Here is a 12,456-nt window from a genome sequence, read left to right on the forward strand (position 1 = left end):
TTCGTTCCTTTCTATCGGCTGATTTGGCATCGTTCTCCCCGTGCCAAAACCGTTATTTTCCATCTGCGGTAATGTTCCAAGCCGACAAATGAAACTTCTCACTGCAATGGCCGGGGCAACAGAGACAATTCCGGTGAACGGTTCAGCATCTCCTGGCACGTTTCACAAACTACCTTTACCAGGGTGCCGCCATCCATATCATCAGATATTATATCCTTCCGTTCATCAGGGGTCAACCAATGAAACCCTAACTGCCATTCTGTAATATTTTCTGCCGACAGTTGACCGATCGTCTGATCGCAAATTCTGCAAACGTATCTGATTTCCATGTTATGCCTCCCGCTCCGAAGATATTCTGCTATAGTATCACCGGATTGGGAGGGAATCATAAGCAAATCATTGATTGAATTCGTTCATCGCGATCAGGAAGGAATCCGTCTCCACCCAACGCGACACAGCATCCGCCGCACGGCGTACGGCCGATAGGATGGTGTCCTGTTCACGGGGAGCAAACGGAGACAGCACATAGTCGGGAATCGGTTGCGGTGTCTCCGGTCTGCCGATGCCGATCTTGATCCGCTTGACCGATTGCGTTCCCAGGTGCTGGATAACGGACTTCACTCCGTTATGCCCTCCGGAACTGCCCTTGAGCCGGAGACGAAGTTGACCGAGCGGCAAGTCCAGGTCATCGTAAATGATCAGGACATCTTCCACAGTGCATTTCAACCAATCCATCGCCGGGCGCACCGATTCCCCGGACAGGTTCATGAATGTCATCGGCTTGAGCAATGTGACGGTTTCCGTCCCCACCCGTCCTGTACCGCTCAACCCGTTCCATTTGTTCTTGTTGACCGGAATCCCCCATTGCTCACTCAGCCGGTCAATCACCCAAAATCCGACGTTGTGTCTCGTATTCTCGTAACGGGGGCCGGGATTCCCCAAACCGACAATCAACTTCACAAACCATCCCTGCCTTTTCATCATATCCTCCATCAATGAGACAGGCGCAACCCTCAGGCTGCGCCTGTTTTTCATCCGGCACATGCAGCGGTGCGGTCACATGTTTTTTTAACTGTTGACAGTCGCTGTTTCCACAGCCGACTCCGCTTCGCTTTCTCCTTCGTCCGTACCCGCCACTTGCGGTCGCGTCACGGCGGCCACGACCTCATCAGGATCAGACAACAGTTTCACACCGTCCGGCAATTTGACGGCCTGCAGGGTGACGGTGTCACCAATTTCCAGTTCGCTGACGTCCAAGGTCAAGACCTCAGGAATCCGATCAGGCAATGCGCGGATTTCCACCTCACGCAACTGCTGTTGCAGCACCCCGCCTACTTTCACCCCTTTCGGCTCCCCTTCGAGCACCAGAGGCACTTCCGTATCGATCGGCTCGTCCATTTCCACGGCGTAGAAATCCACGTGCAGCAATTTATCTCTCAATTCATCCCGTTGCCATTCGCGTATGATGACCGGGTATGTTTGATCATCCAGTTCCAGTTGAATTACAGAGGTCGCGGCACCTTGTTGCAAGCAGCGCGCCAATTGCACTTCGTCCACATGCAGCAATTGAGGCTCTATTTCTTTGCCGTAGAATACCCCCGGTACGCGCCCTTGCTTACGCAACTTTGTTTTCAGCGCTTTCGGTCGTGCTTCTCGGCGTTGTGCTTGAATCGTCAGTGCCATCGCAAATCCCTCCGTCAAAAAAGATTTGCCATACATATCATTTATCCGGATAACGAGGGATTGAAACATGCAACTGACATCCGCACACCTCAAGTCCGGAATCGGTCTTCCCGTCTCAAGTCCACATCAGGATCGGCTCGCCTGGCGACTTGACCCCTCGGCTGAAAGCACCTGGGACACTTCCCGGTGGCCGTGGATTTCCCGCTTCATCCGGCGCGGCATCCACGATGGCCGTCCAAGCCTGGGTCAACGTCTCAGGTTGATCACGGTCAGTCAAACAACTTGCTGACGGACAGTTCCTCATGAACGCGGATAATTGCTTCACCGATCAGAGATGCCACAGACAATACCTTGATTTTGTCCAGCTGTTTTTCCTTCGGCAAGGGAATGGTGTTGGTGACGACCATTTCCTTGATGTTGGCTTGCCGGATCCGATCAATCGCCGGACCGGAAAAGACCGGGTGCGTGCAGCAGGCGTAGACTTCTTTGGCTCCCTGCTCCAGCAAAGCATTGGCAGCCAGCGTGATCGTCCCCGCAGTGTCGATGATATCGTCGATGATGATCGCTTTTTTGCCCTTTACATCCCCGACGATGTTCATCACTTCGGCGACATTGGGTTCCGGACGCCGTTTGTCAATGATGGCGATCGGCGCTTCCAGTCGCTCGGCCAACTTCCGCGCCCGGATCACACCACCGTGATCGGGGGAAACCACGACGACATCATCCAATTTCTTTTTGATGAAGTAGTCGGCCAAAATGGGCACACCCAACAAATGGTCCACCGGAATATCAAAAAAGCCCTGGATCTGGTTGGCATGCAGATCCATGGTAATCACCCGGTCCGCGCCCGCCGTCTCGATCAGGTTGGCAACCAGCTTGGCCGTGATCGGATCACGCGCCCGTGTTTTGCGGTCCTGGCGCGCATACCCATAGTATGGGATCACAACGTTGATGGTACGAGCAGATGCCCGTTTGAGTGCATCCACCATCACCAGCAGTTCCATCAGATGCTGGTTGACCGGGTGGCAGGTGGATTGGATGACATAGACATCCGACCCACGAACGCTTTCGTCCAATTTGACGTGAATCTCTCCATCACTGAATTTTCCCACTTCGGCGTCTCCCAGTGGTACGCCGATGTGATCGGCGATTTCCCGGGCCAAACCGGGATTGGAATTACAGGTAAACAACTGCAAACGTGATTGACGAAGTTGAGACATGGGTGAACGATCCTCCACTTTTGATGGTAGGCTGGTTATTTGCCGTGCTTGTCTTTCAGTTTTTTCGCATACTCCGGCTTGTTGGTCTGCCGTTCGCGCGCAATGGCCAAGGCATCGCTTGGCACGTCATTCGTGATAGTTGAACCGGCAGCCACGTAAGCCCCTTTGCCTACGGTTACCGGAGCGACCAGGTTGACATTGCAGCCGATGAACGCACCATCCTCGATGATGGTTTTGTGCTTGTTCACACCGTCGTAGTTGACGGTCACCGCACCGCAACCGATGTTGACGCCCTCTCCCACATCCGCATCACCGACATAGCCCAGGTGCGATACCTTCGATCCCTTCCCGAGGCGAGCGTTCTTAATGTCGACAAAACAGCCGACTTTCGTGGACGATTCGAGATGGGAACCGGGTCGTACATAGGCGAACGGACCGACGGTCGCTCCGTCGTCTACCCGAGCGTCTTTCAGCACCGAATATTGAATGTGCGCACCGTCACCGACGACAACGTCGGTCAGATCGGCCTGGGGACCGATCACGCATCCTTCCCCGATCACCGTACCGGCTCGCAGATGGGAACCGGGATGAATCACGGTGTCAGCCCCGATTTGCACATCCGCTTCGATGTAAGTGTTGGCCGGATCGATCACAGTGACCCCGTTCATCATATGTGCCTTCAGAAGCCGGCGTCTCATGATCGCTTCCGCTTCCGCCAACTGCACCCGGTTGTTCACCCCGTGGGCTTCATCCGGGTCGTCGATGATTTCCGCCCCGATATGCTTCCCTTTCTTCTGTAGAATGGTGATCACATCAGGCAGATAGTATTCGCCTTGCTGGTTGTCGTTGTTCACTTCCTTCAGCGATTCGAACAGCAGACGGTTGTCAAAACAGAACGTACCGGTATTGACCTCCCGAATCAGCCGTTCTTCCTCAGTGGCATCCTTGTGCTCCACAATCCGTACCACGCGGCCGTCTTCACCACGAACCACACGGCCGTACCCCGTCGGATCAGCCAGTTCGGCCGTCAACACGGTGGCAGCCGATTGCCGTTCCCGATGGCTGCGGACGAGCCGCTCCAGCGTATCCGCCGTGAAGAGCGGGTGGTCGCCGTTGAGTACGAGCGTCGTACCTTCCTTGTCCGCCAAAATCCCTTCCGCCTGACGGACCGCATGCGCCGTTCCCAATTGCTCTTCCTGCAATACGAAGGTGGCGCGATCACCGACATGGGCTTGTACCGATTCGGCGTGATGCCCGACAACCACGATGGTTTGAGCCGTTCCCAAACGCTCCAGTTGGTCCAGAATATGATCGATAATCGCTTTGCCGCATACCGGATGCAAAACCTTGTGCTTGCGCGATTTCATCCGCGTTCCCTGTCCAGCGGCCAGTACGATGGCAAAAAGATCACTCATGTGGGTCGCACCCCCGTTTTTCCTACAAAAACTCCATTCTGACTATATCCCAAAGCAAACGGGAATGCAACAAGGCTGCGGTGTGAAGAGTTTGCCAATCCGACGACAAAAAAGTATCCCGCATGGCGCGGGATCAAAGAGTTTGGCCAGGGCGAATTTCGTCAAACCAGAAACCGTTTCCACTCCATGCCTCGCGAATGACGCAATCAAAGGGCAGTCACTGCCTCATCCGACCACACGGACGGGCATCCCAATATGTAAGAGTGACCGGTGACTCGGTTCAAGCATCCAAAGGATAAACGTCCGCTTTCATCTCCAATTCGCCGGCGCGTTCATATTCCGCAAGTACGGCAGCTTCGATTTTTTCCCGGGTCGAAGGCGAAATGGGGTGGGCAATGTCGCGGAACTCGCCGTCCGGCGTACGCTTGCTGGGCATCGCAACAAACATGCCGTTGTTTCCGTCAATGACGCGGATGTCATGGACGACAAATTCTCCGTCAATCGTAATGGAAGCGATCGCGCGCATCCGTCCTTCACGGTTGACACGGCGCAGACGAACGTTTGTAATTTCCAATCGGATTCACCACCCATTTCCATATAGATGTCCACTCACCTATTCTTCATGGGTGATGAAAATCCTTCAATTTCACACCAAGAAAATGGATTTTTTTGTTGAATTCAATCGACAATTGCCACTGCTTCAATTTCCACCCGCACATCTTTGGGAAGACGCGCTGCCTGCACGCATGAGCGGGCGGGGTGTGGTTCCTCGAAATACTGTGCATAGACTTCATTCACTTGTTGAAAATCTTCCATGTCAGCCAAAAAGATCGTTGTCTTTACCACCTTGCTCAGGTCGGTTCCGGCGGCTTGCAGTACAGCCTGCAGGTTCTTCATCACCTGATGGGTCTGCTCCACGATTCCGCCGTCGACCAGTTTGCCTTCCGGTGTCAGTGGAATCTGCCCCGACGTGTACACCATGTTGCCAGCCAGAATCGCTTGCGAATACGGCCCGATCGCTTGCGGAGCCGCAGCTGTTTGGATTCGCTTCATCCGATCTCCCACCCTTTCTCAAACAGGTTACCCAATTGTACATCCACCGTCCGTTTTTTCTCGTCAATCGACTTGATTTTGGCCAGCGACACCACATTTTCCACCAGACGCTCCTGGGCGGCCGATTCCACCAGTACGCCGGCACCGACCACTTCCGCCTGAAACTCGGAAAGCAAATCGATCATCCCGCGAATGGTGCCACCCGCTTTCATGAAATCGTCGATGATCAACACGCGTGACCCTTCCTTCAATGAGCGGCGCGATAAAGAAAGGGTACGAATGCGCCTGCTGGACCCGGACACCGTATTGACAGTCACCACCGAGCCTTCCGTCACCCGGTTTCCCTGGCGCACGATTGCCACCGGTACACCCAGATGCATGGCGGCCGCCAATGCCAGGGGAATCCCTTTCGTTTCCACCGTGACAACGGCATTCACCTGTTTTTTGGCAAACACGGATGCCCAAATCTGCCCGATATCGCGCAGTAGTACCGGTTGTCCCAACAAATCGGACATATACAGAAAGCCACCCGGTAAAATGCGGTCAGGATTGGACAGCTCACGGCAGAGTACCCTCATTACTTCCTCCGCTGTTTTCCTGTCCATACCCGGAATGTAGCGAACACCGCCTGCCGCACCGGCCAATGTTTCCAGACCGCCTTGACCCGTGGCGCTCATCACCTCATGGATGATGGTCAGATCCTCGCTGATGGACGATTTCGCTGTATCGTACCGCTCAGCAAACGTACTGAGCGGGATGAGACGATGCGGATGCTGGATGAGCTGACGCGTCATGTCGACGATGCGTGCGCTCCGCTTCCATTTGTTCATTCCCTACCCCCCATAAAAACCGAATATACAATTAAGAAATATATCATATCGTTCGGCTTTTATCAAGCAAAAGAGGTCGGTTTGAGCCTAATATACGGACAGCATATACTTGACGGCAAAAACCCCGCAAACCGTTGACAATACGACGCGCCCGTGATTCGCGATCGACCAGGCCGAACACGGTGGGACCGCTTCCCGACATCAACACGCCGTCGGCACCGAACTGCTGCATCTTCTCTTTGAGACGCCGCACTTCGGGATACATCTGCATCGTCACTTCTTCCAAAACGTTACCCAAGTGCCGGCAGATGCCCCGATAATCTCCTTGCTCCAGCGCCCGAATCATCGCCTCCGTATTCGGTCTGCGCTCAATCCGGTCCACGCGCAGCGCCTGAAACACTTCCGCCGTAGATACACCGTGCCGGGGCTTGGCCAATACGACCCAGCAAGGCGGCGGCGACGCAACGGGTGTCAGGATTTCCCCCCGGCCTTTGGCCAACGCCGTTCCGGACCAGACACAAAACGGGACATCCGACCCGATCTCCGCTCCCAGCTCGGCCAATTCTTCCAAAGACAATCCCAACCGCCACAACCGGTTGAGACCGCGTAATGTGGCAGCGGCATCGCTACTGCCGCCCGCCAGTCCGGCGGCCACCGGAATCCGTTTGTGAATCGTGATTTTGACACCGCGGGTGATCCCCGTTCGTTGCCGGAGCAAATCGGCCGCCCGATAAGCCAAATTGCGTTCGTCCTGTGGAATGAGGCCGGAGGAATTCTCCAACACGATGTCGTCACCGTCGATGTCCGCCAATTCAATCCGATCGGACAAGTCGATCGTGGTCATCACCATTTCCAATTCATGATACCCGTCTTCGCGCTTATGTAGGGCGTCCAAAGTCAAATTGATTTTTGCCGGTGCTTTTTCCGACACTTCCATCTACCCTGCCTCCCCTCTTGCCGCCACTTTGGACCCACCGTCCCGCAAAGTGCCACTCGGTCACGACCGCATTTTCCGCAAGTGTACTTATTGTATCACGTTTCGGGAAGATGTAGGTAATGTGCGGGAAAATCCCCGGCGAGACGAAAAAGGTTGGGGAGAAGTCCCCAACCCGGTCCGCGGCTATTTTTTGGCCAAGCTCGCTTCCGCGATCTCAATCGCCCGTTTCACCATGTTCCCTGCGTCACGAGCCTTGATCCCGCCCCAGCCTTCCTTCTGGACCACGTCATAAAAGCCCAGTTCCTTTGCGATTTCGACCTTCAAGGCCTCCGACATGACGCCGCCTCTACGTGCCATGCAGATACCCCCTTTGCGTTGACCGCGGACTGTACTTAGTATCTGCATTTGGGCTTGATTTTTTGCGAGGAAAAAATAAAATAGAACACGTCACCGTGTTCTATTAGCTTTTGACGTATTTGACACGAACCTGCTGATCGTCTTCATAGACGGTCAGCTCCACTGACTCTGTCAAGATGTCCGCGTAACTGTATGAAACGCGTTTGAAAGCGTGTTGGTCTTCGTCCAACTTCACAATAAAAACGGAGGGATACGTTTCCTCCAACACGCCGGTACGCTCGATGGTTTTGCGGCGACCGCTGTTTGCTTTGAGGCGAATGCGGTGTCCGATGTAACCATCCAGCGTTTGTTTGATTTCAGTCAGCGCGTTTTTGCCCACGAGACGACCACCTCACTTGAATTTTATTATATCAAGCGAGGCCTCATTTGTCAAACGAACACACGATTATAGCAGTGGGACAAAGATCTTGTCAATGTTTTTTGCGAAACTTTTTTCATAACTGGAAAAAACCATTTATACCCAACGGCTTTATTTGGTAAATCGGTCCGCCACCGCACTGGCCGCAAACGCATCCGGTTTGATCTTGGCCGTGTATCCGACGGACGTCACCCAGCCCACGACCTCCTGAATCAACGTCCGCGTCTCCCCATGTTTCCCCACATCCAAGTGGATCTCCACCGGGATGTCTGTCGACACTTCCAGCAAACCGTGTTGTTTCAACTGCTCCATGCAGTCCAGGCTGTACTCCGTCTCCTTGTAGATCCGATACCGCAAGTCAAACATCGGGCGGGAGCGCTTGCGTGCATAGTAAAACAAGGCTCCCTTGCCGACGCGTTGGACGATGATGGCCGTGACAAACAAGGTTTCCTGTTGGTTGGTCTGTGAATCGGTTCCGATGACCACTTTGTATCGGGCAGAGCGATCTGCTTCCATATACTGGCGCATATCGGCAATGACTTCTTCGATGGTGAACCGCCCTTTTCGAGGATGGTAGAAGTTCAATGGCCTTTCCTCCATGTCCCGCCGAGCTTTCAGCCCGGGTCAATGAGACTGCTGACAAAGTGACGCGAAATTTTTCACGATGATTTGTCAACAACTTGATCCATTCCGTTCGGTTCCCACATGAGCAACCAGACCATCCGCCAAACGAGCGAATTCCTCCAAACTCAATGTTTCTCCCCTGCGACGCGGGTCAATCCCCGCTTCCTCCAACCATCGATTGAGTGCTTCCTTGTTTATCCCATCCGACAACAAAGTCGAAAGTGCATTGGACAGTGTCTTTCTGCGTTGATTGAACGCCGCCCGTACCACGCGGAAGAACAGTGCTTCGTCACGGACGTGGACGGCGGGTTCCGGCCGAACGGAAAGACGCACGACGGCCGAATCGACATTGGGACGCGGCACAAACACATGCCGCGGCACAGTTGCCACCCAGGAGACTTCCGCGAAATATTGTACCGCAACCGTCAGAGAACCGTAATCCTTGGTTCCCGGTTTGGCACGCAACCGCTCGGCCACTTCTTTCTGGATCATGACCACAATATGGGTGAGCGGCAAACGTTCTTCCAATAGACGCATCAGAATCGGAGACGTGATGTAGTACGGCAGATTGGCCACCACAGCGTATTTGGCCAACCCGCTCAGATGCTCCCCGATTAACCGGCGGTAATCCACCTTCATGGCGTCGCCGTGAACGATGGACACGCGGCTTTTCCCTTGAAATTGTTCACGAAGGATCGGTACCAAGCGGTCATCCAGCTCCACCGCTACCACACCGCCGGCGGATTCGGCCAGCCGCTCGGTCAACGCGCCGATCCCCGGCCCAATTTCAATGACGCCCGTTTCTCCGTCCAGTTCCGCCGCACGAATGATTTTTCCGATGACATGGGCATCTGTTAGAAAGTTTTGCCCCAAACTCTTTTTTAATGCGATTTGATGGCGTGACAATAATTCACGGGTTCGAGCGGTGATGGGTTGTTGTTCCACCTTGTTCCTCCTTCTCCGCTTGGATCAGCGCTTGCCGAAACTCCGACCGGGTGATGCGAAACATTTGAATGCGGCGAAAAAACTGCCGGGCATTGGCATAGCCGATCCCCAAATGCCGCCCCATGGCTTCTCTGAGGCGACGGGCACGGACGCCGCCGGCCAATCCCGCATCCAGGTATTCTATCCACGTCACCTCACCGTTACCTTCGGATTCCGTTTCACACCGCACCTCGGACAATGCTCGCCGGATTGCTTCCGGGGAAGCGTGCTCCACTCCGATACCGTCTTTGCCGGTGGCTTCCTCCCTCGTCAGAAATGCGTGCTTGCAACCCTCCACCCTTTGCGAAATGATCCGGCGGATGCGTTCACCCGCACCATCCGGGTCGGTCATGATGATCACACCGCGCTTGGCTTGAGCCTGTTCGATCGCCGCCAACACCGTTTCATCCACAGCATCGCCGCCTGTTTCCAGCGTGTCCGCCGAAACGGCACGTCGTACGGCCGCGGTGTCGTTTTTGCCTTCCACTACGATGACTTCCTTCAACTTACCTGTAAACACCAACGTAACCTTCTTTCCCATCACAGCCGGAAGGTCCTCTGCTTGTCCACGGGGTTCCGGTGTACCCAGGCGTGTCCGGGAATCTCACCGGTATCGGTTTCCCGGCTTACTCCTCCGCTCGGTAACAAGCCCGTTTGGAACCGGAAGTGAAAGATGCGGGGCAACGTACGATTCGTTTGAGAAAATGGCTCCCTGCACTTCGGTTCTCCCCCATCGGGGCATCGGTTTCCTCTCCGACGGGAATCGTTGCCGTCCCTTGGATTCACCAGACACCCCTTGCGGTTTTCTTAGTGTGAACCGCCCGGCTGATCTCTTATACTTCAACGCCGAACAGCCGGCACGCATTGGCAGTCGTATGTTCCGCCAATGCCTCCAGCGTCATGCCCCTCAGTTCGGCGATGGTCTGCGCCACCAACCGAACATAGCCCGTTTCATTCCGTTTTCCGCGATGGGGATGGGGTGCCAAATACGGGCAGTCCGTCTCGATCAGCAAACGGTCGATGGGTACTTTTTGGGCGATTTCCTTGGGCATCTTGGCATTTTTAAATGTGACCGGTCCGCCCAAGCCGATGTAGAAATTCAGGTCCAGACAGTGCTGCGCAAATGCCCAATCCCCGCTGAAACAATGCATGACGCCGCCGACTTCCTCCGCCTTTTCTTCGCGCAAAATGCGCAGGACGTCTTCATGAGCGTCCCGATCATGAATAATGATCGGCAATCCTACCTTCCGCGCCAGCCGGATTTGTTGCCGAAACACCTCCTGCTGGACATCGCGGGGCGAGTTGTCCCAGTAGTAGTCCAAGCCCATCTCGCCGAGCGCCACCACTTTGGGATGTTCTGTCAGTGATTCGATCCAGGTCAGATCGTCGTCGGTCATCTCCTTTGCATCATGGGGGTGCCATCCGATGGCGGCATAGATGAAATCATACCGCTCGGCCAACACCAACGCGGTGCGAATCGTCTCACGGTTGTATCCGATGTTCACCACGCGGGAGACACCGTATTCTTCACGTGCGCGACGAATCACTTCTTCCCTGTCATTGTCAAATTGAGCGTCATTCAAGTGGGCATGGCTGTCAAACAACATGATGGTATGCCTCCTGATCCGATCCTTGGCTGGTTTTTTTCGGGGTTTCAATGAACGGACAGCAAAGCGAAGCGTCGGAAGGGAAAGACAATGACCTCCGCACGACCGACGACGTCATGCATATCGATCGCCCCGAGCTCCCGGCTGTCCTTGCTTTGATTGCGGTTGTCCCCCATTACAAAGAGATGACCGGGGGGAACACGCGTCGGCTCCATATCCGAATCGGTCGGTTCGTCGATATAGGGTTCCTTGAGCTGTCGTCCATTTCGGTATACATGGCCGTTGCGGATCGCGATTTCGTCTCCCGGCAAACCGATGACTCGTTTGATGAAATCCCTTTTTTCTTCTGTATGAAAAATCACGATATCTCCGTATGACGGTTTGGTGATACTGTAAATCCACTTGTTGACGATCAACAGTTCCCGGCCATGAAACGTGGGATACATGGACATTCCCTGTACCTCGTAAGGCTGAAAGAAAAACAACCGGATCACGATCGCCAACAACAGAGCAGTCACGACAGCCTTCCACCAGTCACCGGCGTTGCGCGCTTCTCCACTCATCTTGAACCCCTATCCCCCTCTCTGTAATTACAATACTGGATGTTCTTCCAATTTTCCACTCGCATTTACAGGAAATGTCGACTGAAACCCACGGCACCCATGGAAAGATGGGTATTTCAATCGCGGGATGAAAGGGGGCGTTACACAACTTTGTACAATCAATCGTATGAGTGGTGCTCCCCACCAGCGCGTCAAGATCGTCCAAATCTCTTTCCCGGCTTCTCCACCTGTCACCATGCAAGGAAGGGTATCAAGCCGCTTTGAACCGGAAACGCAGGACGCGGGCAAAATATCGCTTCGCTCAGAGGAAATTGCCCGCGATTCGATCCCCGTACTTTTCCGGTTCTCTGCTCGGCAGGGCATGAAACTCGCTTATCTCGGAAAACGCGGCCTTCCGATGAAATTACCGGATAAGCCTTTGTGGTGAGTTTTCTCTTGTGTCCGTCATCAAATGCGGTACCAGTGAAAACGAGTCTCAGCGTTGTGGGAGTAACGGAAACGCCTCGATAGGTAGATACAACCGGGTTCCCGGCCGCTACTACAGGCCCGATCATCCCGGTGGCCGATGAAACGCGGCTCGATATACCCTATGTCTCCACCGGTAACCTCTTCTGCTGGGTGACTGCCTTTTCATCACTCGCTCCCGTTCACGGACCGAAAGTCGGTTCACGTGAACCAGGCCATCATTCTTGTGTCATCCGGACGGATCCATCCGTTTTGATCAGGTGATGACAAAGTCCGCGGGACTCTGATTTCCCGCCTCCG

General features: G+C 54.3%; 16 protein-coding genes. All 16 read right to left on the reverse strand.

Features of this window, described 5'->3' with window-relative positions:
• Nucleotides 1-98: 98 nt before the first annotated feature.
• The gene (locus JQC72_RS14300; RefSeq protein WP_205496797.1) at nt 99-329 is read right to left on the reverse strand and encodes an anti-sigma-F factor Fin; all 231 of its coding nucleotides are present in this window, start codon (nt 327-329) and stop codon (nt 99-101) included.
• A gap of 67 nt (nt 330-396) precedes the next feature.
• Nucleotides 397-960 carry an aminoacyl-tRNA hydrolase gene (pth, locus tag JQC72_RS14305; RefSeq protein WP_205496861.1) on the reverse strand — a complete coding sequence of 188 codons (564 nt, stop codon included), beginning with the start codon at nt 958-960 and terminating at the stop codon, nt 397-399.
• A 108-nt stretch (nt 961-1,068) separates the two neighbouring features.
• On the reverse strand, nt 1,069-1,683 hold the full coding sequence (locus tag JQC72_RS14310; protein WP_205496799.1) for a 50S ribosomal protein L25/general stress protein Ctc: 615 nt from the start codon (nt 1,681-1,683) through the stop codon (nt 1,069-1,071).
• A gap of 269 nt (nt 1,684-1,952) precedes the next feature.
• On the reverse strand, nt 1,953-2,903 hold the full coding sequence (locus JQC72_RS14315) for a ribose-phosphate diphosphokinase (protein ID WP_205496802.1): 951 nt from the start codon (nt 2,901-2,903) through the stop codon (nt 1,953-1,955).
• A 35-nt stretch (nt 2,904-2,938) separates the two neighbouring features.
• Nucleotides 2,939-4,318, reverse strand: a complete 1,380-nt coding sequence (gene glmU, locus JQC72_RS14320) for a bifunctional UDP-N-acetylglucosamine diphosphorylase/glucosamine-1-phosphate N-acetyltransferase GlmU (RefSeq protein WP_205496804.1) — start codon at nt 4,316-4,318, stop codon at nt 2,939-2,941.
• Between the two features lie 280 nt (nt 4,319-4,598).
• Nucleotides 4,599-4,892: a septation regulator SpoVG gene (spoVG, locus tag JQC72_RS14325; protein ID WP_205496806.1), complete on the reverse strand. Its 294-nt coding sequence runs from the start codon at nt 4,890-4,892 to the stop codon at nt 4,599-4,601.
• 104 nt (nt 4,893-4,996) lie between these two features.
• Nucleotides 4,997-5,371: a RidA family protein gene (locus tag JQC72_RS14330; protein ID WP_205496808.1), complete on the reverse strand. Its 375-nt coding sequence runs from the start codon at nt 5,369-5,371 to the stop codon at nt 4,997-4,999.
• On the reverse strand, nt 5,368-6,201 hold the full coding sequence (gene purR / locus JQC72_RS14335) for a pur operon repressor (RefSeq protein WP_205496810.1): 834 nt from the start codon (nt 6,199-6,201) through the stop codon (nt 5,368-5,370). The genes JQC72_RS14330 and purR overlap by 4 nt, the downstream gene beginning before the upstream one ends.
• A 43-nt stretch (nt 6,202-6,244) precedes the next feature.
• Nucleotides 6,245-7,138, reverse strand: a complete 894-nt coding sequence (gene ispE / locus JQC72_RS14340) for a 4-(cytidine 5'-diphospho)-2-C-methyl-D-erythritol kinase (RefSeq protein ID WP_205496812.1) — start codon at nt 7,136-7,138, stop codon at nt 6,245-6,247.
• A gap of 183 nt (nt 7,139-7,321) precedes the next feature.
• The gene (locus tag JQC72_RS14345; RefSeq protein WP_205496814.1) at nt 7,322-7,495 is read right to left on the reverse strand and encodes a small, acid-soluble spore protein, alpha/beta type; all 174 of its coding nucleotides are present in this window, start codon (nt 7,493-7,495) and stop codon (nt 7,322-7,324) included.
• Between the two features lie 103 nt (nt 7,496-7,598).
• Complete coding sequence (veg, locus tag JQC72_RS14350; RefSeq protein ID WP_205496816.1) at nt 7,599-7,874, reverse strand: biofilm formation stimulator Veg; 276 nt, start codon at nt 7,872-7,874, stop codon at nt 7,599-7,601.
• A gap of 150 nt (nt 7,875-8,024) precedes the next feature.
• The gene (locus JQC72_RS14355) at nt 8,025-8,498 is read right to left on the reverse strand and encodes a ribonuclease H-like YkuK family protein (protein WP_205496818.1); all 474 of its coding nucleotides are present in this window, start codon (nt 8,496-8,498) and stop codon (nt 8,025-8,027) included.
• Between the two features lie 87 nt (nt 8,499-8,585).
• On the reverse strand, nt 8,586-9,482 hold the full coding sequence (gene rsmA, locus JQC72_RS14360; RefSeq protein ID WP_205496821.1) for a 16S rRNA (adenine(1518)-N(6)/adenine(1519)-N(6))-dimethyltransferase RsmA: 897 nt from the start codon (nt 9,480-9,482) through the stop codon (nt 8,586-8,588).
• Nucleotides 9,448-10,041 carry a ribonuclease M5 gene (gene rnmV, locus JQC72_RS14365; protein WP_419179876.1) on the reverse strand — a complete coding sequence of 198 codons (594 nt, stop codon included), beginning with the start codon at nt 10,039-10,041 and terminating at the stop codon, nt 9,448-9,450. The genes rsmA and rnmV overlap by 35 nt, the downstream gene beginning before the upstream one ends.
• A gap of 313 nt (nt 10,042-10,354) precedes the next feature.
• Nucleotides 10,355-11,128 (reverse strand): TatD family hydrolase, encoded by a 774-nt coding sequence (locus JQC72_RS14370; protein ID WP_205496823.1) that lies wholly within the window; start codon nt 11,126-11,128, stop codon nt 10,355-10,357.
• Nucleotides 11,129-11,175: 47 nt separating this feature from the next.
• The gene (gene lepB, locus JQC72_RS14375; protein ID WP_205496825.1) at nt 11,176-11,691 is read right to left on the reverse strand and encodes a signal peptidase I; all 516 of its coding nucleotides are present in this window, start codon (nt 11,689-11,691) and stop codon (nt 11,176-11,178) included.
• Nucleotides 11,692-12,456: the final 765 nt, after the last annotated feature.

It is taken from the genome of Polycladomyces zharkentensis, from assembly GCF_016938855.1.
GTDB classification, from domain to species: domain Bacteria; phylum Bacillota; class Bacilli; order Thermoactinomycetales; family JIR-001; genus Polycladomyces; species Polycladomyces zharkentensis.